Origin of the sequence: Micromonospora halotolerans, assembly GCF_032108445.1 — a bacterium.
GTDB classification, from domain to species: domain Bacteria; phylum Actinomycetota; class Actinomycetes; order Mycobacteriales; family Micromonosporaceae; genus Micromonospora; species Micromonospora halotolerans.
Genome location: NZ_CP134876.1, coordinates 826,196 through 849,080 on the forward strand (window position 1 = coordinate 826,196; position 22,885 = coordinate 849,080).

Annotated in this window: 18 protein-coding genes and 1 riboswitch; of the genes, 9 read left to right on the plus strand and 9 right to left on the minus strand. The window is 76.1% G+C overall.

Annotated elements, in window-relative coordinates; all coding sequences use genetic code 11:
• Positions 1–10: 10 nt before the first annotated feature.
• A complete protein-coding gene (locus RMN56_RS03785) occupies positions 11–2,845 on the minus strand; it encodes a Na+/H+ antiporter subunit A (protein WP_313722452.1) in 2,835 nt (944 codons plus the stop codon).
• A 121-nt stretch (positions 2,846–2,966) separates the two neighbouring features.
• Complete coding sequence (locus RMN56_RS03790; protein WP_313722453.1) at positions 2,967–3,335, minus strand: hypothetical protein; 369 nt, start codon at positions 3,333–3,335, stop codon at positions 2,967–2,969.
• 171 nt (positions 3,336–3,506) lie between these two features.
• Here RMN56_RS03790 and RMN56_RS03795 point away from each other — a divergent pair, with 171 nt between their 5' ends.
• The 7 genes from RMN56_RS03795 (at position 3,507) to RMN56_RS03825 (ending at position 15,687) form a co-directional block, all read left to right on the plus strand.
• Positions 3,507–8,270, plus strand: a complete 4,764-nt coding sequence (locus RMN56_RS03795) for an Lhr family helicase (RefSeq protein WP_376787273.1) — start codon at positions 3,507–3,509, stop codon at positions 8,268–8,270.
• Between the two features lie 137 nt (positions 8,271–8,407).
• Positions 8,408–8,914: a GNAT family N-acetyltransferase gene (locus RMN56_RS03800; RefSeq protein ID WP_313722455.1), complete on the plus strand. Its 507-nt coding sequence runs from the start codon at positions 8,408–8,410 to the stop codon at positions 8,912–8,914.
• Positions 8,911–9,717, plus strand: coding sequence for an SAM hydrolase/SAM-dependent halogenase family protein (locus tag RMN56_RS03805; protein WP_313722456.1), 807 nt, complete (start codon positions 8,911–8,913; stop codon positions 9,715–9,717). Before RMN56_RS03800 ends, RMN56_RS03805 begins: the two co-directional genes overlap by 4 nt.
• Before the next feature lie 45 nt (positions 9,718–9,762).
• Positions 9,763–10,677: a zinc finger domain-containing protein gene (locus RMN56_RS03810; RefSeq protein ID WP_313722457.1), complete on the plus strand. Its 915-nt coding sequence runs from the start codon at positions 9,763–9,765 to the stop codon at positions 10,675–10,677.
• A gap of 47 nt (positions 10,678–10,724) precedes the next feature.
• Positions 10,725–11,303: a hypothetical protein gene (locus RMN56_RS03815; protein WP_313722458.1), complete on the plus strand. Its 579-nt coding sequence runs from the start codon at positions 10,725–10,727 to the stop codon at positions 11,301–11,303.
• Positions 11,287–11,892, plus strand: a complete 606-nt coding sequence (locus RMN56_RS03820; RefSeq protein ID WP_313722459.1) for an OmpA family protein — start codon at positions 11,287–11,289, stop codon at positions 11,890–11,892. The genes RMN56_RS03815 and RMN56_RS03820 overlap by 17 nt, the downstream gene beginning before the upstream one ends.
• A gap of 183 nt (positions 11,893–12,075) precedes the next feature.
• The gene (locus tag RMN56_RS03825) at positions 12,076–15,687 is read left to right on the plus strand and encodes a multicopper oxidase domain-containing protein (protein ID WP_313722460.1); all 3,612 of its coding nucleotides are present in this window, start codon (positions 12,076–12,078) and stop codon (positions 15,685–15,687) included.
• 17 nt (positions 15,688–15,704) lie between these two features.
• On the opposite strand, the gene pspM is transcribed toward RMN56_RS03825, so the two are convergent.
• The 7 genes from pspM to RMN56_RS03860 all read right to left on the minus strand — a co-directional run bounded on the left by pspM (position 15,705) and on the right by RMN56_RS03860 (position 21,981).
• Entirely contained in the window at positions 15,705–16,484 is a 780-nt protein-coding gene (gene pspM, locus RMN56_RS03830; RefSeq protein WP_313722461.1) for a phage shock envelope stress response protein PspM, read from the minus strand.
• Between the two features lie 16 nt (positions 16,485–16,500).
• Positions 16,501–17,352, minus strand: a complete 852-nt coding sequence (locus RMN56_RS03835; protein WP_313722462.1) for a PspA/IM30 family protein — start codon at positions 17,350–17,352, stop codon at positions 16,501–16,503.
• A 166-nt stretch (positions 17,353–17,518) separates the two neighbouring features.
• Positions 17,519–17,956 carry a helix-turn-helix domain-containing protein gene (locus RMN56_RS03840; protein WP_262287400.1) on the minus strand — a complete coding sequence of 146 codons (438 nt, stop codon included), beginning with the start codon at positions 17,954–17,956 and terminating at the stop codon, positions 17,519–17,521.
• A 227-nt stretch (positions 17,957–18,183) separates the two neighbouring features.
• Positions 18,184–18,759: a CinA family protein gene (locus RMN56_RS03845; RefSeq protein ID WP_313722463.1), complete on the minus strand. Its 576-nt coding sequence runs from the start codon at positions 18,757–18,759 to the stop codon at positions 18,184–18,186.
• A gap of 93 nt (positions 18,760–18,852) precedes the next feature.
• On the minus strand, positions 18,853–19,434 hold the full coding sequence (gene pgsA / locus RMN56_RS03850) for a CDP-diacylglycerol--glycerol-3-phosphate 3-phosphatidyltransferase (protein WP_313722464.1): 582 nt from the start codon (positions 19,432–19,434) through the stop codon (positions 18,853–18,855).
• 47 nt (positions 19,435–19,481) lie between these two features.
• The gene (gene rimO, locus RMN56_RS03855; RefSeq protein ID WP_313722465.1) at positions 19,482–20,981 is read right to left on the minus strand and encodes a 30S ribosomal protein S12 methylthiotransferase RimO; all 1,500 of its coding nucleotides are present in this window, start codon (positions 20,979–20,981) and stop codon (positions 19,482–19,484) included.
• Between the two features lie 76 nt (positions 20,982–21,057).
• Complete coding sequence (locus RMN56_RS03860; protein ID WP_313724642.1) at positions 21,058–21,981, minus strand: ornithine cyclodeaminase family protein; 924 nt, start codon at positions 21,979–21,981, stop codon at positions 21,058–21,060.
• Between the two features lie 95 nt (positions 21,982–22,076).
• Positions 22,077–22,143: riboswitch (guanidine-III (ykkC-III) riboswitch) on the plus strand.
• Between the two features lie 52 nt (positions 22,144–22,195).
• Between RMN56_RS03860 and RMN56_RS03865 the strand changes: the two genes are divergently transcribed.
• Both RMN56_RS03865 and RMN56_RS03870 read left to right on the plus strand, forming a co-directional pair.
• Entirely contained in the window at positions 22,196–22,510 is a 315-nt protein-coding gene (locus RMN56_RS03865) for a DMT family transporter (protein WP_313722466.1), read from the plus strand.
• A 94-nt stretch (positions 22,511–22,604) separates the two neighbouring features.
• Entirely contained in the window at positions 22,605–22,841 is a 237-nt protein-coding gene (locus tag RMN56_RS03870) for a hypothetical protein (RefSeq protein ID WP_313722467.1), read from the plus strand.
• Positions 22,842–22,885: the final 44 nt, after the last annotated feature.

The window sequence follows — 22,885 nt, forward strand, 5'->3', positions numbered from 1 at the left end:
GGCGGCGCGCTCACGGCGCCTCCCCCTCGTGCTGCACGGCGAGCCCGCGGGCCGGTTCGCCGGCCGCCTCGACGTGCCGGTCCACCTCGGCGCCGAGGCTGCGCAGGATGTCCAGCACGAGCCCGACCACGACCAGGTAGACGCCGATGTCGAAGAAGAGCGACGTGACCAGGTAGAAGTCGCCGACCAGCGGCAGCCAGAGGTTGACCTTCACGCTCTCCAGCACCTGGTCGGCGAGGAGCAGCCCGACCGCGCCGCCGCCCACCGAGAGGGCCAGGCCCGCGCCGAGCACGGTGCCGGCGCCGACCGGCGCCGCCTCGGCCAGCTCGTACCGGCCGCCGGCCAGGTAGCGGACGGTCAGCGCGAGGCCGGCGACCAGGCCGCCGGAGAAGCCGCCGCCCGGAGAGTTGTGCCCGGAGAAGAGCAGGAACAGCGAGAAGAGCAGCACCGTGTGGAAGATCAGCCGGGTGACCACCTCGAAGACGATCGAGCGGCGGCGCGCGTGCAGGGTCGCCCCGCCGCGCAGCCAGACCGTCCCCCGGTCCGGGCCGGACCGGACCGGGGCGGGTCGGCGCGGCCGGGGCCCGGTGCGGGACCGCTCGAAGATCAGGCTGGCCACCCCGGTCGCGGTCACCACCAGCACGGCCATCTCCCCCATGGTGTCCCAGGCCCGGATGTCGACCAGGGTCACGTTGACCACGTTGCGGCCGTAGCCCTCCGCCACGGCCAGGTCGGGGAACGCGGCCGAGATCGACGGGGTCCGCCGCGCACCCGCCGCGGCCAGCGCCAGGCCGGCCGTCACCAGACCGGCGGCCAGCCCGATGCCCCGGCGGACCCAGCGGCTGCGGCGCAGCGGGCGGGCCGAGAAGCGGTCCGGGAGCCGGCGCAGCACCAGCACGAAGACGGCGATGGTGGCGGTCTCCACGAGGAACTGGGTGAGCGCCACGTCGGGCGCGCCGTAGAGGACGAACATCATCGCGGTGCCGTAGCCGGTGACGCCCACCAGCAGCATCGCGGTGAGCCGGCGCCGGGCGCCCACCGCGAGCAGCGCGGCCACCGCGATCACCACGCAGACCACGAGCTGGGTCGGGTTGTCCCAGACCGCGATCTCCGTGCGCCAGGGCCGGGTGGCCAGCATGGCGCCGCCCGGCACCAGCACCAGGGAGACCAGCACGGTGCCCAGGTACTGCGGCAGGGCGCCGCGCTGGGTCGCGCCGGTGACCTCGATGGCGAACCGGTCGAACCAGTGGGTGATCCACTCGTACCCCTGGTTGCCGCCGACCGGCGCCCGCAGCCGGGTCAGCGCCGGGGTGAGCGGGCCGCGGACCAGGTGCAGCACGAAGCCGCCGGCCAGCACGACGGCGGAGAGGCCGAGCGCCGCGGTCGGTCCGTGCCAGAGCGCCAGCTTCTCCTCGACCGGGCCGAACAGCTCGGCGTACGGGCGGAGGAGGCCGCCCAGCCAGCCGGCGGCCGGGCCGGCGGCGAACCCGGCGACGGCGAGCAGGGCCGGGGGTACGAGCATCGCGGCGGGCGGCCGCGCCACGTCGGTGACCGGCACGCCCGGCCGCGACGCGAAGGCACCCCAGAGGAACCGGATGCTGTACGCGACGGTCAGCGCGCTTCCGACCACCAGCCCGGCGAGCACCACGGGCCGCCCGGTGAACGCCCCGAGCACCGCCTCCTTCGCCACGAACCCGAGCAGCGGCGGCACGCCGGCCATCGAGGCGGCGGCCAGCGTGGCGACCGTGGCGAGCACCGGGGCGCCGCGTCCCACGCCGGACAGGTCGCGCAGGTCCCGGCTGCCGGCGCTGTGGTCGAGGATGCCGACGACGAGGAAGAGCGCCGCCTTGAACAGCGCGTGCGCCAGCAGCATGGCGACGCCGGCGAGGGCCGCCTTCGGGGTGCCCGCCCCGAGCACCACGGTGAGCAGGCCGAGCTGGCTGACCGTCCCGTACGCCAGCAGCAGCTTGAGGTCGGTCTGCCGCAGCGCCGCCCAGCCCCCGGCGACCAGCGTGACCAGCCCGGCGACCACGGTGACCGGACGCCACGGCCCGGCCGGCGCGAGCGCCGGGCCGAGCAGCCCGATGAGGAACACCCCGGCCTTCACCATGGCCGCCGCGTGCAGGTAGGCGCTGACCGGGGTGGGCGCCGCCATCGCCACCGGCAGCCACGAGGTGAACGGGAACACCGCGGACTTCGCGAGCGCGCCGGCGAGGACGAGCACCACGGCGACCACCAGGTAACCGCCGCCGGGCAGCGGCGCGGCCGTGACGACGGACCAGCGGTAGCTGCCGACGTGGTGGCCGAGCAGCAGGAAGCCGACCAGCATGGCCAGCCCGCCCAGGGTGGTGACGGTCAGCGCCTGGGCCGCGGCCCAGCGGCTGGACCGCCGCTCGGTGCTGTGCCCGATGAGCAGGTAGGAGAAGACCGTGGTCAGCTCCCAGAAGACGTAGAGCAGCAGCAGGTCGTCGGAGACGACCAGGCCGAGCATCGCCCCCGCGAAGGCGACCATGACGGCCGCGAACCGGGCCAGGCCCGCCGAGCCGGCGTGGAAGTAGCGGGCGGAGTAGACCAGCACCAGCGCGCCGACGCCGCCGACCAGCAACAGCATCAGCCAGGACAGGGTGGTGACCCGCAGCGCCACGTCGAGCTGGAGCTCCGCGACCCACGGGTACGTCTCGACCACCGCTTCGCCCGCGTGGACCGCCCCGGTGTGCGCCACCGCCCACCCGAAGGTGGCGGCCGGGGCGAGCGCGAGCAGCAGGCAGGCGCGGGGGCCCCACCGGCGGACCAGCAGCGGGGCGGACAGGGCCGCCACCAGGTGCAGGATCAGCAGGACGAGCACGCGCACTCCCGGTCGAGGTGACAGCGCGCCCAGGCACGCTGCGGCCACGACCGATCAGACGCTACATTCCCGCCCGACCGGGCGGTTTTCGGGAAACCGGCCCGGCGCCCGGCGCCCCCGCTCAGCGCAGGGCGGGGTCGGGGGCGGAGCGGTCCCGGCGGGGCGCCTCGACGAGCAGGTCGGTGCGGCCGAGCTGGCGGACCGCCTTGTTGACGACCCGCTGCGCGGCGGCCAGGGAGCGCACCGGCAGCAGCTTGCCGCGGCTCTCCCGGCGCAGCACGAAGTAGTGCACGGCGGCGCGGACGAGCCCCCGGTCGGCGGCGCTGGAGTGGGCGGTGGCGACGACCAGCTCGCGCAGGCAGCGGGCCAGTTCCTCGGCCAGCTCCAGCTCGGGGCCGTGCAGGCCGGTGCGCAGTGTGGCGAGGTGACTGTCGACCTTGCGGATGAGCACGTCGGTGCCGGACCCGGACCCTCGCCCCTGCACGGTCATCCAAGCCCCTCCACCCCACGCTGCGTTGCGAGTGAAGTTACTTTATGTTGCGCAGTGCAAGCAAGCAGTTAAGTAAGACTTAACGCGTCCAAGGCCGCATCCGTCGCTTAAAGCACCGTCCCGGACAGATCAGCGTCTCGCGAGGACCGGTTGTCACACGGTCGAGGCAGGATGGAGGGCGTGGCGGACGAGGTGACCCGGGGCGCGGCGGTCCTGGCGGGGTTCGGCGCGGCGACCCGGGAGTGGTTCGCCGCGGCCTTCGCGGCGCCCACCCCCGCCCAGGAAGGCGCCTGGCGGTCGGTCGCCGCCGGCCGCAACGCGCTGGTCGTCGCCCCGACCGGCTCCGGCAAGACCCTTGCGGCGTTCCTCTGGTCGCTCGACCGGCTGGCCAAGGAGCCACCGCCCGCCGAGGCGCGGCAGCGCTGCCGGGTCCTCTACGTCAGCCCGCTCAAGGCGCTCGCCGTCGACGTCGAACGGAACCTGCGCGCCCCGCTCACCGGCATCCGGCAGGCCGCCACCCGGCTCGGCCTCACCCCGCCCGACATCACCGTGGGCATGCGCACCGGTGACACCCCCTCCGACGAGCGGCGGGCCTTCGCCCGCACCCCGCCGGACATCCTCATCACCACGCCCGAGTCGCTGTTCCTGCTGCTCACCTCCGCCGCCCGCGACTCGCTGCGCGGGGTGCGCACGGTGATCGTCGACGAGGTGCACGCGGTCGCCGGGACGAAGCGCGGCGCCCACCTGGCGCTCTCCCTGGAACGCCTCGACGCGCTGCTGGAGACCCCGGCGCAGCGCATCGGGCTCTCCGCCACCGTCCGGCCGATCGACGTCTGCGCCCGCTTCCTCGGCGGCGCCCGCCCGGTCGACGTGGTGCAGCCGCCCACCAGCAAGACCATCGAGGTCAGCGTCCAGGTCCCGGTCGAGGACATGACCCGCCTCGACGAGCAGGAGCCGCCGGAGGACGCGCTGGGTGGCGTCGGGCCGCGCCGGGCGTCGATCTGGCCCGCCGTCGAGGAACGGGTCTTCGCGTTGATCCGGTCGCACCGGTCGACCATCGTGTTCACCAACTCGCGGCGCAGCGCCGAGCGGCTCTGCGCCCGGCTCAACGAGCTGGCCGCCGAGGAGCTGGAGGCCGCGGCCGCCCCGGACGGCGGTCGCGTGGCCCGGGGCGGGGAGCCGGTGCGCGTATCCGAGCTGCTGCCCGGGGGCGGCGGCCCGCCGGACGACGGTCCTGGACAAGGCCCCGGCCTGGCGGCCGGCGACGTCGGTCCGGAGGGTGGCGTCGGCCCGGCGCGGCGGCGCGGCGCCGACGCGTTCGGCGGGCCGGTCGGGCCGCTGCGCGCGCCCCGGCAGCCGGCCGAGGTGATGGCACAGTCCGGGGCGGCGGCCGGGGCGCCACCGGTGATCGCCCGCGCCCACCACGGCAGCGTCTCCCGGGAGGAGCGCAAGCACATCGAGGAGGCGCTCAAGTCCGGGCAGCTCCCGGCCGTGGTCGCCACCTCCAGCCTGGAGCTGGGCATCGACATGGGCGCGGTCGACCTGGTCGTGCAGATCGAGGCCCCGCCGAGCGTCGCCGCCGGCCTGCAGCGCGTCGGCCGGGCCGGGCACCAGGTCGGCGCGGTCTCCCGGGGCGTGGTCTTCCCGAAGCACCGCGGCGACCTGCTCTCCTGCACCGTGGTCGCCGAGCGGATGGGCGAGGGCGCGATCGAGGAGCTGCACTACCCGCGCAACCCGCTCGACGTGCTGGCCCAGCAGATCGTGGCGATGGTGGCCCTGGAGCCGTGGCGGCTGGGCGACCTGGCCGTGCTGGTCCGCCGGGCCGCGCCCTTCGCCGAGCTGCCCGACTCGGCGCTGCACGCGGTGCTCGACATGCTGTCCGGGCGCTACCCGTCGACCGCCTTCGCCGAGCTGCGCCCCCGACTGGTCTGGGACCGGGCCGCCGACGTGCTCACCGGCCGGCCCGGCGCGCAGCGGCTCGCCGTCACCAGCGGCGGCACCATCCCCGACCGGGGGCTGTTCGGGGTCTTCCTGGCCGGCGCCGAGCGGGCCGCCCGCGTGGGCGAGCTGGACGAGGAGATGGTCTACGAGTCCCGGGTCGGCGACGTGTTCCTGCTCGGCTCGTCGTCCTGGCGGATCGAGGAGATCACGCCCGACCGGGTGCTGGTCTCCCCCGCGCCCGGGCAGGCCGCCCGGATGCCGTTCTGGAAGGGCGACCAGCTCGGCCGGCCGGTCGAGCTGGGCCGGGCCATCGGCGCGCGGGTCCGGGCGCTGCTGCGGCAGTCCGACACCGACGCGGTGGCCGCGCTGCGCGCCGGCGGGCTGGACGACTGGGCCGCCGGCAACCTGATGGCCTACCTGCGCGAGCAGAAGGAGGCCACCCGGTCGTTGCCCGACGACCGCACGGTCGTGGTCGAGCGGTTCCGCGACGAGCTGGGCGACTGGCGGCTCGCCGTGCACTCGGTGCTCGGCGCCCGGGTCAACGGCCCGTGGGCGCTGGCCATCGGCCGGCGGCTGGCCGAGCGCTACGGGGTGGACGCCCAGGTGATGCCCTCCGACGACGGGATCGTCGTCCGGCTGCCGGACACCGCCGAGGAGCCGCCCGGCGCCGACGTGGTGGTCTTCGACCCCGAGGAGATCGCCCAGCTGGTCGAGGAGTCCGTCGGCACCTCGGCGCTGTTCGCCTCCCGGTTCCGCGAGTGCGCGGCCCGGTCGCTGCTGCTGCCCCGCCGCGACCCGCGCCGCCGGCAGCCGCTCTGGCAACAGCGCCAGCGCGCCGCCCAGCTCCTCGACGTGGCCCGCGAGTACGCCGACTTCCCGGTCACTCTGGAGGCCGCCCGGGAGTGCCTCCAGGACGTCTTCGACCAGCCGGCGCTTGCCGAGCTGATGCGCGACCTGGGCGCCCGCAAGGTCCGCCTGGTCGAGGTGGAGTCCGAGCGCCCGTCGCCGTTCGCCCGCTCCCTGCTCTTCGGCTACGTGGGCGCGTTCCTCTACGAGGGCGACGCGCCGCTGGCCGAACGGCGGGCCGCCGCCCTGGCCCTCGACTCCGCGCTCCTCGGCGAGCTGCTCGGCCGGGTCGACCTGCGGGAGCTGCTCGACCCCGCGGTGCTGGCCGAGACCGAGCGGCAACTGCGCTGGCGCACCGAGCAGCGCCGCGCCCGCGACGCCGAGGACGTGGTCGAGCTGCTCCGGGTGGTCGGCGACCTGAGCGAGGCCGAGCTGGCCGAGCGGGGCGTACCGGCGGGGTGGCTGGGCGAGCTGGAGGCGGCCCGCCGGGCGTTGCGCGTGCGGATCGCCGGCGAGGACCGCTGGGTGGTGGTCGAGGACGCCGCCCGGCTGCGCGACGCGCTCGGCGTGGCGCTGCCCGTCGGGGTGGCCGAGGCCTACCTGGAGCCGGTGGCCGACCCGCTCGGTGACCTGGTCGCCCGCTACGCCCGCACCCACGGCCCGTTCGCGGCGGCCACCTGCGCCGCCCGCTTCGGGCTCGGGGTGTTCGTCGTCGAGCAGGCGCTGCGCCGGCTCGCCGCCACCGGGCGGGTGGTCTCCGGCGAGTTCGCCCCGGACAGCGTCGGCACCCAGTGGTGCGACGCCGAGGTGCTGCGGCTGCTGCGCCGCCGGTCCCTCGCCGCGCTGCGCCGGGAGATCGAGCCGGTGCCGCCCCGGGCGCTCGCCGCGTTCCTGCCCCGCTGGCAGCAGGTCGGCTCCTCGGCCCGTGGCGTGGAGGCGGTCGCCGCCACCGTCGAGCAGTTGCAGGGTGCGGCCGTGCCGGCGTCCGCGCTGGAACGTCTCGTGCTGCCCGCCCGCATCGCCGACTACTCCCCCGCCCAGCTCGACGAGCTCTGTGCCAGCGGGGAGGTGGTCTGGGCCGGGTCCGGGGCGATCTCCGGCGGCGACGGCTGGGTCACCCTCGCGTACGCGGACGTCGCGCCGCTGCTGCTCCCCCCGCCGGACGAGGCGCTGGCCGTCACCCCGCTGCACGAGGCCGTGCTCGACGCGCTGGCCGACGGGCAGGCGCTGTTCTTCCGCTCCCTGTCCGACCGGATCGGCGCCACCGACGACACGGCCCTGGCGGCCGCGGTGTGGGACCTGGTCTGGGCCGGGCACCTCACCAACGACACCCTGGCCCCGCTCCGGGCGGCGCTCGGCGGCGGCGGGGCGCACCGCAGCCGGCCGACCGCCCCGCGCACCCGCTACCGCCGCCCGGGCCGGGTGGCCCTGCCCAGCCGCGGTGGCCCGCCCACCGTGGCCGGCCGCTGGTCCCGGCTGCCCGAGCGCGACCTCGACCCCACCCGGCGGGCCGCCGCCCTGGCCGACCTCCTGCTCGAACGGCACGGGGTGGTCACCCGGGGCGCGGTCATGGCCGAGCAGGTGACCGGCGGTTTCGCGGCGGTCTACCCGGTGCTGTCCGCGCTGGAGGAACGCGGGGCGGCCCGGCGCGGCTACTTCGTCGAGGGGCTGGGCGCGGCCCAGTTCGCCGTGCCCGGTGCGGTCGACCGGATCCGCGCCCTCGCCGACCCCGCCGACGACCGTCGGGGCCGGGGCGGGCCCACCGTGGTGCTCGCCGCCACCGACCCGGCCAACCCCTACGGCGCGGCCCTGCCCTGGCCCGACCGGGTGGTCGACTCCGGTGACGGGGCGGCCCCGGCCACCGGGCACCGGGCCGGGCGCAAGGCCGGGGCGCTGGTCGTGCTGGTCGGCGGCGACCTGGTGCTCTACGTCGAGCGGGGCGGGCGGACCATCCTCTCCTTCACTGACGACACCGACGCGCTGGCCGCGGCCGGCAAGGCACTCGCCGACGCGGTGCACTCCGGCGCGCTGGGCGCCATCTCGGTGGAACGCGCCGACGGCGAGGCCGTGCACTCCTCGCCGCTGCGCGACGCGCTCACCGCGGCGGGCTTCCGCGCCACCCCCCGCGGCCTCCGCCTCCGAGGCTGACCTCCCGCAGCGGCAGCGGGCCACGTGAGATCTTGGACGGAAATGGCCCCTATAGGGGCCGTTTGCTACCAAGATCTTGTCGGCGTTCCAGCGGCCCGCTCGCTACGTTTTGCTCCGCACACGACGAGGGGGACGACATGACCTCGATCCAGGTACGACCCGCCGGGCCGGGCGACCACGCCGACCTCGCGGCCCTGCACGAGCGGGAGTGGGGCGGCCCGCACGTGGTGGTCCACGACACCCGCTACGACCTGCGGGAACTACCCGCCCTGGTGGCCGTGGACGGCGCGGGCGGGTTCGCCGGGGCGCTGGTGCACCGGCTCGCCGACGGCGGGCTGGAGGTGGTCAGCCTGGCCGCGACGACCCCGGGCAATGGCGCCGGCAGCGCCCTCCTGGCCGCCGCCGAGGCGGTTGCCACGGCCGCCGGTGCCGACCGGCTCTGGCTGGTCACCACCAACGACAACCTCCGGGCGCTCCGCTTCTACCAGCGCCGGGGGCTGCGGATCGTGGCGGTGGACGCGGGCGCGGTGGACCGGGCCCGGACCGTCAAGCCGACCATCCCGTACCTCGGCGAGGACGACATCCCGCTCCACGACGAGCTGCGGCTGGAGCGGCGGTTCCCGGCGCCGGCGGCCGGGTCGTGACGGGCCGCGACGGAGGGCCGGCCGGCGGCCCCTGGATCTCGCTGACCACCGACTACGGGTTGGCCGACGGCTTCGTGGCGGCCTGCCACGGGGTGCTCGCCCGGCTCGCCCCGGCCGCCCGGGTGATCGACGTGACCCACCTGGTGCCGCCGGCCGACGTACGCCGGGGCGCGGCCGTTCTCGCCCAGACGGTGCCGTACCTGCCGGTGGGGGTGCACGTGGCGGTGGTCGACCCGGGTGTGGGCACGGCGCGGCGCGGTGTCGCCCTGGCCGCTCCGGGCGGGCTGCTGGTCGGCCCGGACAACGGGCTGCTGCTGGACGCCGCCGAGGCCCTGGGCGGGATCACCGGGGCGGTCGAGCTGACCAATCCGGCCTGGCTCGCCCCGACGGTCTCCCGCACCTTCCACGGGCGGGACGTGTTCGCGCCGGTCGCCGCGCGGCTGGCGCTCGGCACGCCGCTGGCCGAGGCGGGCCCGGCCGTGGACCCGGCGACGCTGGTCCGGCTGCCGGCGCCGGTGGTCCGCGCCGACGACGCGGGCTTCACCGCCGAGGTGCTGACCGTCGACCACTTCGGCAACGTCCAGCTCGCCGCCCCCGGCGCCCTGCTGGCCGCGCTGCCGGAGCGGGTGCGGGTGGCCGGGCGGGCGGCGGTGCGCGGGCGGACCTTCGGCGACGCCCCGGCCGGCGGGCTGGTCACGTACGTGGACTCGGCCGGGCTGGTGGCGCTGGCGGTCAACACCGGCCGCGCGGTCGACCTGCTCGGCGTGCGCCCCGGCGACGTGGTGACGGTCACCGGCGACTGACCCGGCCCACCCTGCAGATCCGGCCGGGCGAGGGAGGATGGAGGGGTGCCCGAAGGCGACACCGTCTGGAACACCGCCCGCGTCCTCCAGCGCGCCCTGGCCGGCGCCCGGCTCACCGGCTCGGACTTCCGCGTGCCGCAGCTCGCCGCGACCGACCTGACCGGCTGGACCGTGCGCGAGTCGGCCAGCCGGGGCAAGCACCTGCTGCTCCGCCTCACCGCGCCGCCCGACGCCGCCGCACGAGCTACCGCCGCGCCGCCCGACGCCGCCGCGCGAGCCACCGCCGCGCTGCCCGGGGCCGGCACCCCCGCGCCGCCCGACGCCGCCGGCGACGGGGGCGGGGGCGAAGGCGGGCGGGACTGGACCCTGCACTCGCACCTGCGGATGGACGGCGCCTGGCGGGCGTACGCGCCGGGCGAGCGGTGGGCGGCCCGGCCGGCGCACCTGATCCGGGTGGTGCTCCGCTCCCCCGGGGCGGTCGCCGTCGGCTACCACCTGCACGAGCTGGCCCTGATCCCGACCGCCGAGGAGGAGTCGCTGGTCGGCCACCTCGGCCCGGACCTGCTCGGCCCCGACTGGGACCCGGAGGAGGCGGTGCGTCGGCTGTCCGCCCACCCGGACGAGACGATCGGCGAGGCGCTGCTGGACCAGCGCAACCTGGCCGGGGTGGGCAACCTCTACAAGTGCGAGGTGCTGTTCCTGCGTGGGGTCAACCCGTGGACTCCGGTCCGCGCGGTGCCCGACCTGCCGGGCACGGTCACGCTCGCGCAGCGGCTGCTCGCCGCCAACCGGGGCCGCTGGGCGCAGAGCACCACCGGGTCGCTGCACCGCGGTCAGACCAGCTACGTCTACGGCCGGCGGGCCCAGCCGTGCCGGCGCTGCGGCACCGCCATCCGTAAGGAGGAGCTGGGCGAGCGGGTCACGTACTGGTGCCCGGCCTGCCAACCGGCCCGCCCCTGACGCGTCCACTTTGTAGGCTGGTGGCCGTCGATCATGGGGAGGGTCTCGTGCGGACCATCAGGACGAGCCGGTTCGGCGCGGTCGCGCTGGCCACGGCGATGACGGTGACGGGGTGCGGCGTCTTCCGCGCCTCGGACGCCTCGGACGACGGGAAGGCCACGGCGAGCGCGGGGGTCGCGGACCTCGGCGCGGTCGTCGCCACCCGGGACGTCCAGATCAGCAAGGGCGGCCTGTTCCCGGTACGGGTCGAGCTGTACCAGCTCCGCCGCCGGGACGGCTTCGTCACGGTCAACGTGAAGCTGACCCGCACCGACGCCGGCGGAACGGACAGCTGGCAGGTGGGCGACACCTTCCAGGGCGACACCATCTCGCTCACGTTCGCCGGGGTGACCATGGTGGACCGGAAGAACCGCAAGCGCCACCTGGTCGCCCGGGTGGATCCGAGCGCCGCACCGGACGGGCGGGACGCCCGGTACCTCGCGTCGTCGGGCCTCTCCTCGGTGTTCGTGAAGCCGGGCCAGTCGATCTGGCTGTACGCCACCTTCGGCGCTCCGCCGGCCGACGTCAGCGCCGTCGACGTGGTCGTACCCCGGGTGCCGGTGTTCGAGAATGTCCCGCTCGGCTGAGCGGGCGGCGGCGCTGGCCGCCGTCGTCGCCCTCGTCGTGCCGGCCGGACCGGCGCTGGCGGCCGCACCGGCGTCGCCGCCGCCGGAGCCGGTCGTGGTGCCCGGGCCGAGCCTCCCCGCGGGCGCGGTGGTGCGGGCTCCGGTGCTCGACCTCGACGCCCCGGCGCAGGACATCCTCGTCCCGGTCGAGGACCTGACCGACGGCAGCATCACGGCCGAGTCCCGTTCCCGGGTGGAGCTGACCCTCGCCGCCGACGTGCTCTTCGCCTTCGGGCGGGCCGAGCTGTCACCGGCCGCGCGCACCCGGCTGGCCGGGATCGCGGAGCAGGTGCGCGCCCAGGCCCGGGGCACCGTCCGCATCGACGGGCACACCGACTCGGTCGGCGACGAGCGGAGCAACCTCACGCTGTCGCGGCGGCGGGCGGAGGCGGTGCGGGCCGAGCTGACGCGGCTGCTCGGGCCGGGGGTCGCCGTCGCGGTCGCGGGTCACGGCGAGGCCCGGCCGGTGGCGCCCAACCAGGTGGACGGTGCGGACAACCCGGCGGGCCGGGCGCGCAACCGGCGGGTGGAGATCCGCTTCGACCGCTAGCCGGGGACCGGCGCGTGGAACTTCCACGAACCATCCAAGATCGCCCGAGATACGGACGATTGGGTAGTTCCCTCCCGCACCTTCGGCGTCGCATGCTGCGGTGGAGTGCTCACCGATCGTCAGCAGCGCGTACGCCCGCCACGTCGGGGTGACGGCAGGCGCGCCCCGACCCCGGGGAGAGCCATGGTGCTGTTCCGCAGACTCCGGCCGGGATGGGCGGACCGCTTCGCCCGGACCGCCGAGGACCACGCGCCGACGGTGCCCGCCGCCCGCGCCACCGACGAGGAAACCGGCCCCACGCCGGCCAGTCTCGACCCGGCCGCCGTGCCGCGCCTGTTCGGCCCGGTGCCGAACTTCGCCGCCAGCCCGCTGCCCGTGCTCGACCGGGCCGGCCGGCCGCTGCCCGGCACCGGCATCCGCAAGTTCGTCGACCCGCTGCCGGTGCCCGGCCCGCTCGCCACCGCCGGCCTCGGCGCCCGCCTGCCCGTCGCGGTCCCCGACACGATCACGTGGCCGGGCTGCGACTACTACGAGATCGGCCTCCAGGAGTACGCGCAACGCCTGCACCGCGACCTGCCGGCCACCCGGCTGCGCGGCTACCGCCAGCTCAACCTGGGCACCGACGCGGCCGGCCACAACACGGTGGTCCCGCCCGACCGGCCGTGGCACCTCGGCCCGATGATCGTCGCCCGGCGCGGCCGGCCGGTGCGGATCAAGTTCATCAACCAACTGCCCACCGGCCGGGCCGGCGAACTGTTCCTGCCGGTCGACGAGACGGTCGACGGGGCCGGGACCGGGCCGCTGGACGGGCCCGCGCCGTACCCGCAGAACCGGGCGGTGCCGCACCTGGCCGGAGCGCAGACGGCCTGGATCAGCGCCGGCAACCCGTGGCAGTGGGTCACCCCGGCCGGCGAGATCACCCCGTACCCGACCGGGGTGGGGGTGACCCCGGTGCCGGACATGCCGCCGCCCGGCGCGGGCGCCACCACGCTCTACTTCCCCAACGAGCAGAGCGGCCGGCTCATGTGGCTGCACGACAACATCCTCGGCCTGTCCCGGCTCACCGTCTACTCCGGGCAGCTCGCGCTCTACCTGCTGACCGACCCGGCCGAGGAGCGGCTGGTCGACGACGGGGTGCTTCCCGCCGACCAGCTGCCCCTGGTGATCGAGGACAAGACCTTCGTGCCGGACGACGCCCAGCTCGCCGCCCAGGATCCCACCTGGGACCGGGACCGCTGGGGCGCGAAGGGCAGCCTCTGGCACCCGCACGTCTACCAGCCCCGGCAGAATCCGTACCGCAGCAGCGGCGGGAACCCGACCGGCCGCTGGGACTACGGCCCGTGGACGCACGACCCGGACGGCGGGGCCAGCCCCTGGGTCGCCCCGGTGCCGAACCCGCACCACGATCCCGTCGCCGAGCCGGACGAGCCGCCCCTCGCGCCGGGCGTGCCGCACCCGTCGGCGGTGCCCGAGGCGTACGGGGACACCCCGCTGGTCAACGGGGTGGCGTACCCCTACCTGGAGGTCGCGCCGCGGGCGTACCGGTTCCGGATCCTCAACGCCTGCCCGGACCGCACGCTCAACCTCCAGCTCTACCGGGCCCGCTCCGACCAGCCGATGTGGACCGGGACCGGCGCGCCGGGCGACCCGCGCGCCGGCGAGGTGCCGATGGTCGACGCGGTCCGGGCGGCCGCGCGGCCGGCGCACTGGCCGGTCGACGGGCGCGAGGGCGGGGTGCCCGATCCGGCCGCCGCCGGCCCGGAGCTGATCCAGATCGGCAACGAGGGTGGTCTGCTGCCCGCCCCCGTGGTGCTGGCCCACCGCCCGATCGGCTACCGGTACGACCGCCAGGACCCCACCGCGCTCAACGTGGACGGGCACACCCTGCTGCTCGCCCCCGGCGAGCGGGCCGACGTGGTGGTCGACTTCGCGACCGTCCCGCCGGGCAGCACCCTGATCCTCTACAACGACTGCCCGGCGCCGCTGCCCCGGTTCGACCCCCGCTACGACCACCACACCGACGCGCCGGACCGCACCGCCACGGGCGGCCTGCCCGCCACCCGCCCCGGCTACGGCCCGAACACCCGGACCCTCCTCCAGATCCGGGTGACCGGCACCCCGGCCGAGCCGTACGACCGGGACCGGCTCGCCGCCCGGCTTCCCGGCGCGTACGCGGAGAGCCAGCGACCGCCGATCGTGCCGCAGCCGGCCTACGACGCGGCCTTCGGCATCCGCACGGCCGGCGCCACGCTGGTGCCGGTGCGTGCCACCTCGGTGACCTTCACCCCGGCCGGCGCGGCCGCCCCGGTCACGCTGCCGCTGGCCGTGAAGTCGGTCGGGCAGGTCTTCGAGTCCCGGCACGGCCGGGCCGTGGGGCGGCTCGGGGTCGCCCACCCGAACGCCGGGCACCGGACCCCGGCCGCCCTGCCGCTCGGCCCGGCCGACCCGGCCACCGAGGTGCTGTACGCGACCGACCCGACCGTGCCGGTGGGCGGCCCGGCCGACGGCACCCAGCTGTGGCGGATCGTCGGCGACGCACCCCGCACCCACCCGGTGCACGTCGAGGGCTGCGACGTGCAACTGGTCAACCGGGTCGGCTGGGACGGCACGGTCCGCCCGCCGGACGCCAACGAGCTGGGCTGGAAGGACACCGTCCGGGTCAACCCGCGGGAGGACGTGATCGTGGCCCTGCGCCCGGTCCCGCCCACCCTCCCCTTCAAGATCGGCGACAGCGTACGGCTGCTCGACCCGACCCGGCCGGCCGGCGCCCGGCTGGACGCCAGCCCGGTCAGCCCGGTCGACGGCCGGCCCGCCACGGTGGTCAACCAGCTGGTCAACCTCGGGTGGGAGTACCGCTGGCAGACCCGCTCGGCGGGGCTGCGCGACCAGGGCATGAGCCGGCCGCTCGTGCTGCGGATGGCGCCCAAGGCGCCGACCGGGCTGACCGCCACCCCGGCGCCCGGCTCGGCCACCGCGCTGCCCGCCATCGCGCTGACCTGGACCGGCAACGGCAGCCGCCCGCCGGCCAGCAGCCACCGGCTGCAACGTGCCACCGACGCGGCCTTCACGGCCGGGCTCACCGAGCTCACCGTGGCCGCCGCGGCCACCCGGTACACCGACGCGACCGTCACCCCCGGGGTCACCTACCACTACCGGATCCGGGCCGAGAACGCGGTGAGCTGCTCGGCCTGGTCGAACAGCATCCCCGCCGCGGTGCAGCTCACCGCGCCGGCCAGGCTGGCCGCCGTGATCCCGCCGGCCGCGCCGCTGCGGATCGCGCTGCGCTGGGCGAACCGTTCCTTCGCGACCGGCGTGGACGTGCAGCGGGCCACCAACCCGACGTTCACGAGCGGGCCGGGGACCACGGCCATCGCCGTGGGCGAGGCCCACCTCGACCCGGCGGTCGCCCCGGACACCACCTACTACTACCGGGTTCGCACCACCTACCTGGGCGCCGCGTCACCGTGGTCGACGGTGGCCACGGTGACGACGCCACCCCGGCCCGGAGTGCCGACCGGGGTGCTTGCCACCGCCACCGCGCCCGCCCCGGACACCGCCACGGTGATCCTCAGCTGGTCGGCCAGCACGCCCACCGGGACGGGCGCGGGGTTCGTGGTGCAGCGCGCCACCGACGCGGCCTTCACCCACGACCTGGCCACGTTCAGCGTGACCGGCCGCGGCTTCACGAACACCGGCCTGACCCGGGGCGCGACGTACCACTACCGCATCCGCTCGGTCAACGTCGTCGGCACCTCGGCCTGGACCGCCCCCACCCGGGTCACCACCCCCGACTGACGCGGGGAGGCGGTGGGTCAGGGGGTGCGGAGGGGCGCGTGCGCGGTGCGGAGTTCGGCCAGGGCGGACGCGACGCCGTGCAGCAGGTCGGTGGCCTCGGTGAGGCGGGCCGCCGAAGGATCGTGGGTGCCGGGGTGGGCGTCCTCGGCCACGTAGCCGGCGGCGGCCACCACCAGCCGCTCGTACGCGGCCACTCCACTCTCCAACTGGTCGACCAGGGTGGCGTGCGCCTCGGCGAGCGACCCGCGCGCCTCGGCGGGGGCGAGCTTCAGGGCGCGTTCCACGCCGGCCACCCGGTTGGCCAGGTCACGCAGGGAGCGGTCGGCCTCGGCCGCCTCGCGGACCGCCGGCTCGGCCAGCCCGGTGAGCCGCCCGGCCAGCCCGGCCAGGGTCAGCGCGGCCCGGTCCAGCCGGGCCCACGCCTCGGCGGCGGTGGTGCCGCGCAGCGCGAGGCGGGAGCGGACGCGGCGTACCTCGGCGAGGACGCCGGGGCCCACGGGCAGCCGCTCGACGGCGGCGACCAGCCGGGCGCGGGAGCGGGCGGCGGCCTCGGCCGGGTCGAGGGCCGGCGGGGCCGGCGCGGCGGCGAGGACCCTCAGGTCGGCCCAGCGCCAGACCGCGACGGCGATGGCGCTGCCGGCGGCTCCGGCCCAGGCCGCGTCGGGCAGGCCCAGCCCGGCGTACGGGGTCAGCACGGCGGCGGCGCCGCCCAGCCCACCGGCCAGGACGCTCCAGCGCCGCGCGGACCGGCGCAACCTGCGCAGCCGGCGGAAGTGCCGTGCCCGCTCGTCGACCATCGGTCTCCCCCGTCCCCTAGCTCGTGGTGCTCTCCCCGGTGCCGCGCTCCCGGCTCATGTTGGCCCGGATCTCGTCGAGCCGGGCGGCGGCCGCCGGGTCGGCGGGCTGCCCCACCGCGGGGCGTTCCTGCCGGCTGCCGAGCTGCTCGCCGGCCATGCTCGACCGGATCTGCTCCAGTCTCGCCGACCCGGCCGAGTCGAGGCTCGCCTTCTGGATCTCCAGCATCCGGCCCTCGACGGAGTTGCCGGCCAGCTCGGCCCGGCCCATCGCGTCGGCGTAGCGGCGCTCGATCCGGTCGCGGACCTCGTTGAGCGACGGGGTGGTGCCGGGGGCGGTGAGCGCGGACATCGACTCCAGCGAGCGGGCCACGGTCTCCTGCATCTTGGCCTGCTCGAGCTGGCTGAGCAGCTTGCTGCGCTCGGCCAGCTTCTGCTGGAGGATCATCGAGTTGTTCTCGACCGCCTTGCGGGCCTGCGCGGCCGCGCCGAGCGCCTGGTCGTGCAGGGTCTTGAGGTCCTCCATCGCCTGCTCGGCGGAGACCAGCTGGCTGGCGAGCAGCTGCGCGGACTGCTCGTAGCGCCCGGCCTCGGTCTCGTCGCCGCGGCCCCGGGACTGGTCGGCCAGGACCAGGGCCTGCCGGGCGTTGGCCTGGAGCTGCTCGACCTCGGTCATCTGCCGGGACAGCTTCATCTCCAGCTGGCGCTGGTTGCCGATCACGGCGGCCGCCTGCTGAACCAGCGCCTGGTGCTGCCGCTGGGCCTCCTCGATGGCCTGCTGGATCTGCACCTTCGGATCGGCGTGCTCGTCGATCTTCGCGCCGAAGAGCGCCATCAGGTATTTCCAACCCTTGACGAACGGGTTCGCCATCTCCGCCTTGTCCCCTCAGTAGCGTCGCGTCGCCCGACCGGGGTCGACCGGCGAGCCGCGCGGTGTGCCTTCATGGTCCCAGTCGGACGCCAACCCGGCACCCCGTACGACCCTGATCAACACTACGACGCGGTCGCCACCGGCGGCCACGGCGCGACGGGCGGGATCAGGCGGCGCAGACCACGTCCCGGTCCGCGGGGCGGACCCGGGTGGTGCGCAGCGTCGCCTTGAGCGGCGAGTCCTGGCGGACCTGCACGGCCACCGAGCCGTCGGAGGTGACCTGGCGGACCCCCCGGTTGGTGGCCTTGCGCACGGCCGGCGTCGGCTCGATCGACTCGTCGGTCACCGGCACCAGCACACCGGGCATCTGCTCGGCCAGCGCGACGGTGTCGCTGACCTCGCGGAGCAGCTCGGAGAGGCGGGCGCCGAGCGCGTCGCAGATCGCGGCCAGCAGCTCGCTGGACGGCTCCTTCTGGCCGCGCTCGATCTCGGAGAGGTAGCCGAGGCTCACGTTGGCGGCGGAGGAGACCTCGCGGAGGGTGCGGTGCTGCCCCTGCCGGCGCGCCCGCAGTGCGTCACCGATCACCCGGCGTAGCAGAACCATCGCACCTCCCCCTGAACGGGAACCACCATCTCCGGCCGGGCGTGCCGCGCCAGGCGCGGCGGACCGCCCCGGCGCCGGCGTCGTCCGCCGGAGCCTTCCCGCAACCGTACCCGTTGGTCGCCCCGACGACATCCCACCCCGCCTCTCCAATCCTGCCGGACCGATCTCGCGGGCCGGTCGGCGGCCCCGGGCCGGCGCGGCCGCGGTCGGGCGTGTCGCGGACCGGGTCACCGCTGGCCGGCTCCGGCCCGGTCGGCGCCCTCCGCCTCGTCGGCGGACTGCGCCTCGTCGGCTTGGGCGGCGGCGTGGATCTGCTCGGCGAGCAGCCGCAACGCCTCGATCACCGCGGCCGATCGGACGTGGTCCCGGCCACCGTCGAGTTGCAGCTCACGCACCTCGCCGCGGCCGCCGGGCCCGGCCGCGGCCACGTAGACCAGGCCGACCGGCTTGCCGTCCTGCGGCTCCGGCCCCGCCACGCCGGTGGTGGCCAGGCCCCAGTCGGCGCCGCACCGCCGCCGCCCGCCCTCGGCGAGGGCGGCGGCCACGTCCGGATCGACCGGCCCGCGCTCGGCCAGCAGGTCCTCCGGTACGCCGGCCAGCTCCGACTTCAACTCGGTGGCGTAGACCACCAGGCCGCCCCGGAAGACCCCGCTGACCCCGGCGATCTCCACGATCGACGCGGAGAGCAGCCCGCCGGTCAGCGACTCGACGGTGGCCAGCGTCTCCTTGCGCTCGTGCAGGCTGTGCACTACCGAGGCCGCCGGACTACCGGCGGGCCGCTCGTAGTTCGCATCCGTCCCCATGCCGGCCCTCTCTTCCCGTCCCGCGGCGACCTACTCATCCTGCGCACCGATTCGCCGATCATGACGTTGTGGGCGGCGACGCGCCGGCCGGGATCAGCGGGTGGGACGGCGCAGGCGCAGCGCCTGGGCGATGTAGTCGAAGCCGGTTACCACGGTGACCACCACGGCCGCGCCCATGATCCAGGGACCGACCGGGGCCAGCGCCTCGGGCATCGGCCAGAGGTACCAGGTGATCGCCAGGATCTGCAGCGCGGTCTTGACCTTCCCACCCCGGCTCGCCGCGATGACGCCGTGCCGGATCACCCAGAACCGCAGCGCGGTGATGCCCAACTCGCGGGCGAGGATGACCGCGGTCACCCACCAGGGCAGCCGGTCGTACCAGGAGAGCAGCACCAGGGCGGCGCCGGTGAGTGCCTTGTCGGCGATCGGGTCGGCCACCTTGCCCAGCGAGGTGACCAGCCCGAACCGGCGGGCGATCCAGCCGTCCACCAGGTCGGTCGCCGAGGCCACCACGAAGATCACGCAGGCCGCCATCCGCCAGCCGGCGTGGCTCATGGCGGAGGCGACCACGGTGACCGCGAAGACCGGGACCAGCACCAGCCGCACCGCGGTCAGCACGTTCGCCGCGTTGAGCAGGGGCACCGGGGCCGCCACCGTCGACTCCGCTCCGGTCATGTCCGGCACCGCCCCACGTGGCTTCCCCGTTCCGTCCGGGCCCGCCGTCACCGTGCCGCGCCGGGCGCCGCCGAGATCATCTCATCCGGTACGGCGATCAGGTCCACTCCCTCGGTCGCGGTGACCGTGGCCCGGACCAGGTCGCCGGGGCGCAGCGCGGCCAGGTCCACCCCGCCGCCCCGCGGGGCGACCAGCGTGGTCGAGCCGTCGACCTCGGGAGCCTGGTGGGCGGCCCGCCCCTCGACCACGCCGTCGGCGACCGAGTCGACAAGCACCTCCACGGTCGAGCCGAGCCGCTCCTCGGCCCGCTGGGAGCAGAGCTCGTCGGCGAGCGCGGCGAGCCGGTCGTAGCGCCGCTTGATCGTCGCGGCGGAGACCTTGCCGGGCAGGCCGGCGGCCTCGGTGCCGTCCTCGTCGCTGTAGTCGAACACCCCGATGGCGTCGAGGCGCGCCTCGGTCAGGAACCGGACCAGCTCGGCCACGTCCTGCCGGGTCTCGCCCGGGAAGCCGACGATGAAGTTGCTGCGCGCGCCGGCCGCCGGGGCCAGCTCGCGGGCGGACGCGAGCAGCTCCAGGAACCGGTCGGTGGAGCCGAAACGGCGCATCCGGCGCAGCACCGGCTCGCTGGAGTGCTGGAACGACAGGTCGAAGTACGCGGCCACGCCCGGCGTGGTGGCGATCACCTCGACCAGGCCGGGGCGGGTCTCGGCGGGCTGGAGGTAGCTGGCCCGCACCCGCACGATGCCGTCGATCGCGGCGAGCTGCGGCAGCAGCTTCTCCAGCGCCCGGGGGTCGCCCAGGTCCTTGCCGTACGAGGTGGAGTTCTCGCTGACCAGCACCAGCTCGCGGACGCCGGTCTTGGCCAGCCACTCCGCCTCGGCGAGCAGCTCGTCCGGGGTACGCGAGACGAACGCCCCGCGGAACGCCGGGATGGCGCAGAACGCGCAGCGCCGGTCGCAGCCGCTGGCCAGCTTGAGCGACGCCACCGGCCCGCTGTCGAGCCGGTGCCGCAGCACCTGCCGCAGGTGCGCCGGGGTGTGCTCGTCGGCCTCGGTGGCCACCCGGGTCGGGGTGCCGTGACCGGGCAGCGACACGGCCGCCTCGCGGCGCTTCACCGGGGTGAGGGGCAGCAGCTCCCGCCGGTCGCGCGGGGTGTGCGCGCCCAGCGTCTCGCCGGCCACCACGGCGTCCAGCCGGGCGGCGATGTCCGGGTAGTCGTCGAAGCTGAGCACCGCCTGCGCCTCGGGGAGGCTGTCGGCCAGCTCGCGGCCGTAGCGCTCGGCCATGCAGCCGGCGGCGACCACCTTGGCGCCGGTGTCGGCGGCGGCCAGCAGCGTCTGGATCGAGTCCTGCTTGGCCTTCTCCACGAAACCGCAGGTGTTCACCACCACCACGTCGGCGCCCTCGCCGTCGGTGGTCACCTGCCAGCCGTCGGCGTGCAGCCGGGCGGCCAACTCCTCCGAGTCGACCTCGTTACGGGCGCAGCCCAGGGTCAGCAGGGCGACGCGACGGCCGGCAGCAGGAGAGGGGGAGGTGGCAGACACCATCCGAGGGTACCGGGCCGGGCCGGGAACCCCACGACGGCCGGCCGGGGGCATCGGCCGGCTCACACCGGGCCGCGGATCAGCGGGCCGCCGCCCCGACCCGCGCCAGCCGGTCGAGCAGGAAGACCTCCGTGCCGGCCAGGCCCGTGGAGCAGAAGACCGAGATCTGGTCCGCGCCGGTCCGCCCCGGGTCCGCCCCGGCCAGGACCGCGCCCAGGTCGCGCAGCCGGTCCCCGTACGGCTCGACGGCGGCGAGCATCGGCGGGGCGTACGCGGCCGCCTGGGCCGGCGAGTCGGTGACCAGCAGGTCGGCGGCGGCCAGCAGGTCCGGCCCGAACTCGTGCCGGTCGACCTGTTTGAAGCCGACCGCGTTGACGTGGGTGCCGGGGGCCAGGTCGGCGGCGGCCAGCACGGGGCAGGTGCTGGTGGTGGCGAGCACCACGAGGTCCCGGTCGCGCACCGCCGCGGCGGCCGAGCCGACCGCGCGGGCCGGCACGCCCAGCTCGGCGCGGACCCGGGCGGCGAACGCCTCCCGGCGGGCCGCCGAGCGGCTGTGCACGGTCACCTCGCGCAGCGGGCGGACCGCGGCGGCGGCCCAGACCTGGGTCCACGCCTGGCGGCCCGAGCCGACCACGCCGAGGGTGGCCGCGTCGGGGCGGGCCAGCGCGTCCACGGCCACCCCGCCCAGTCCCCCGGTGCGCCGCGAGCCCAGCTCCTCGCCGACTGCGATGGCGCGTACCGCGCCGGTGGTGGCGTCGTGCAGCACCACGAGCTGCCCGCTCTCCGGGTGCCCGAACGTGTCGTACGAGCGGAAGCCGTACCACTCGCCGGTGAGGTGCCCGGCCGTGAGCACCATCCGGCCGCCGCCGAGCGGGGCGGAGGCCCGGGGCGGGGCGATCAGCCGTCCCTCGTACGCGGCCAGCAGCGCGTCCCGCATGGCGGCGACGGTGAGCGGGGCGTCCAGGGCGGCGGCGACGTCCTCGTCGGAGAAGAGCACGGTCATGCGGACCATCGTGCAACCTGAAGTTCGCGTGAACTCCAGCGATGGTGGGGTTCGTCACCGTGCCGGACCGCCGACCCCGGCGGTGCTAGCGTCGGATCCGGCGGCCCCCGTGCCGCCCCGGACGAGTGGTGGGCGTACCCGGTCAGGCCAAGACGCCCCGCGTGACCGCCCGTCCCGGCCCCGGTGGCCGGGCCCGTCCCGTCAGAGGTGACCCATGGCCTGGCTCGTGCTGGTGCTCTCCGGACTGCTGGAGACCGCCTGGGCGATCGCGCTGGACCGCAGCGCCGGCTTCACCCGCCCGCTCCCCTCCCTGGTCTTCGCCGTGTCGCTGGTGGCCAGCATGGCCGGCCTGGCGTACGCGCTGCGCGACATCCCGGTGGGCACCGGTTACGCGGTGTGGGTCGGCATCGGCGCGGTCGGCACCGCGCTGGTCGGCATGGTGGCGCTGGGCGAGTCGGCCAGCCTGCCCCGGATCGCCTGCCTGCTGCTGGTCGTCGCCGGCGTGGTCGGCCTCAAGCTCTTCCACTGAGCGCCGACCCGCCGGCGTCCCGTTTGGACGTGCTGCCGTCCGGGGTATCCCCTCCTCGCTTCACCCGAGAGGGAACCCACCGACGGAGGACATCATGGCCGACATGCCCGCCAGCACCCGCCCGCGCAGCAACGCCGCCCGGATCTGCACGATCATCGGTTTCGTCTTCGCCGTCATCGCCATCTTCGTGCCGTTCCTCGGCCTGGTCGGGCTGATCCTCGGCATCGTGGGCGCGGTGCTCGGCGACAAGCCGCTCGGCTGGTACGCCGCCGCCGCGAACGTCGTGGGCGCCATCCTCGGCATGGTGCTCGCCGCCGCGCTGACTTCCTGACCCCGTCAGCAGCACGACGAGGGCCCGCCGGATCCCGGCGGGCC

What these genes read in the sequence shown, in the direction of transcription:
- RMN56_RS03790 (WP_313722453.1), bottom strand. Translation starts at nt 3,335, where the DNA reads ATGACCGTGCAGGGGCGAGGGTCCGGGTCCGGCACCGACGTGCTCATC.
- RMN56_RS03795 (WP_376787273.1), top strand. Translation starts at nt 3,507, where the DNA reads ATGGAGGGCGTGGCGGACGAGGTGACCCGGGGCGCGGCGGTCCTGGCG.
- RMN56_RS03800 (WP_313722455.1), top strand. Translation starts at nt 8,408, where the DNA reads ATGACCTCGATCCAGGTACGACCCGCCGGGCCGGGCGACCACGCCGAC.
- RMN56_RS03820 (WP_313722459.1), top strand. Translation starts at nt 11,287, where the DNA reads ATGTCCCGCTCGGCTGAGCGGGCGGCGGCGCTGGCCGCCGTCGTCGCC.
- RMN56_RS03825 (WP_313722460.1), top strand. Translation starts at nt 12,076, where the DNA reads ATGGTGCTGTTCCGCAGACTCCGGCCGGGATGGGCGGACCGCTTCGCC.
- pspM (WP_313722461.1), bottom strand. Translation starts at nt 16,484, where the DNA reads ATGGTCGACGAGCGGGCACGGCACTTCCGCCGGCTGCGCAGGTTGCGC.
- RMN56_RS03835 (WP_313722462.1), bottom strand. Translation starts at nt 17,352, where the DNA reads ATGGCGAACCCGTTCGTCAAGGGTTGGAAATACCTGATGGCGCTCTTC.
- RMN56_RS03840 (WP_262287400.1), bottom strand. Translation starts at nt 17,956, where the DNA reads ATGGTTCTGCTACGCCGGGTGATCGGTGACGCACTGCGGGCGCGCCGG.
- RMN56_RS03845 (WP_313722463.1), bottom strand. Translation starts at nt 18,759, where the DNA reads ATGGGGACGGATGCGAACTACGAGCGGCCCGCCGGTAGTCCGGCGGCC.
- pgsA (WP_313722464.1), bottom strand. Translation starts at nt 19,434, where the DNA reads ATGACCGGAGCGGAGTCGACGGTGGCGGCCCCGGTGCCCCTGCTCAAC.
- rimO (WP_313722465.1), bottom strand. Translation starts at nt 20,981, where the DNA reads ATGGTGTCTGCCACCTCCCCCTCTCCTGCTGCCGGCCGTCGCGTCGCC.
- RMN56_RS03860 (WP_313724642.1), bottom strand. Translation starts at nt 21,981, where the DNA reads ATGACCGTGCTCTTCTCCGACGAGGACGTCGCCGCCGCCCTGGACGCC.
- RMN56_RS03865 (WP_313722466.1), top strand. Translation starts at nt 22,196, where the DNA reads ATGGCCTGGCTCGTGCTGGTGCTCTCCGGACTGCTGGAGACCGCCTGG.
- RMN56_RS03870 (WP_313722467.1), top strand. Translation starts at nt 22,605, where the DNA reads ATGGCCGACATGCCCGCCAGCACCCGCCCGCGCAGCAACGCCGCCCGG.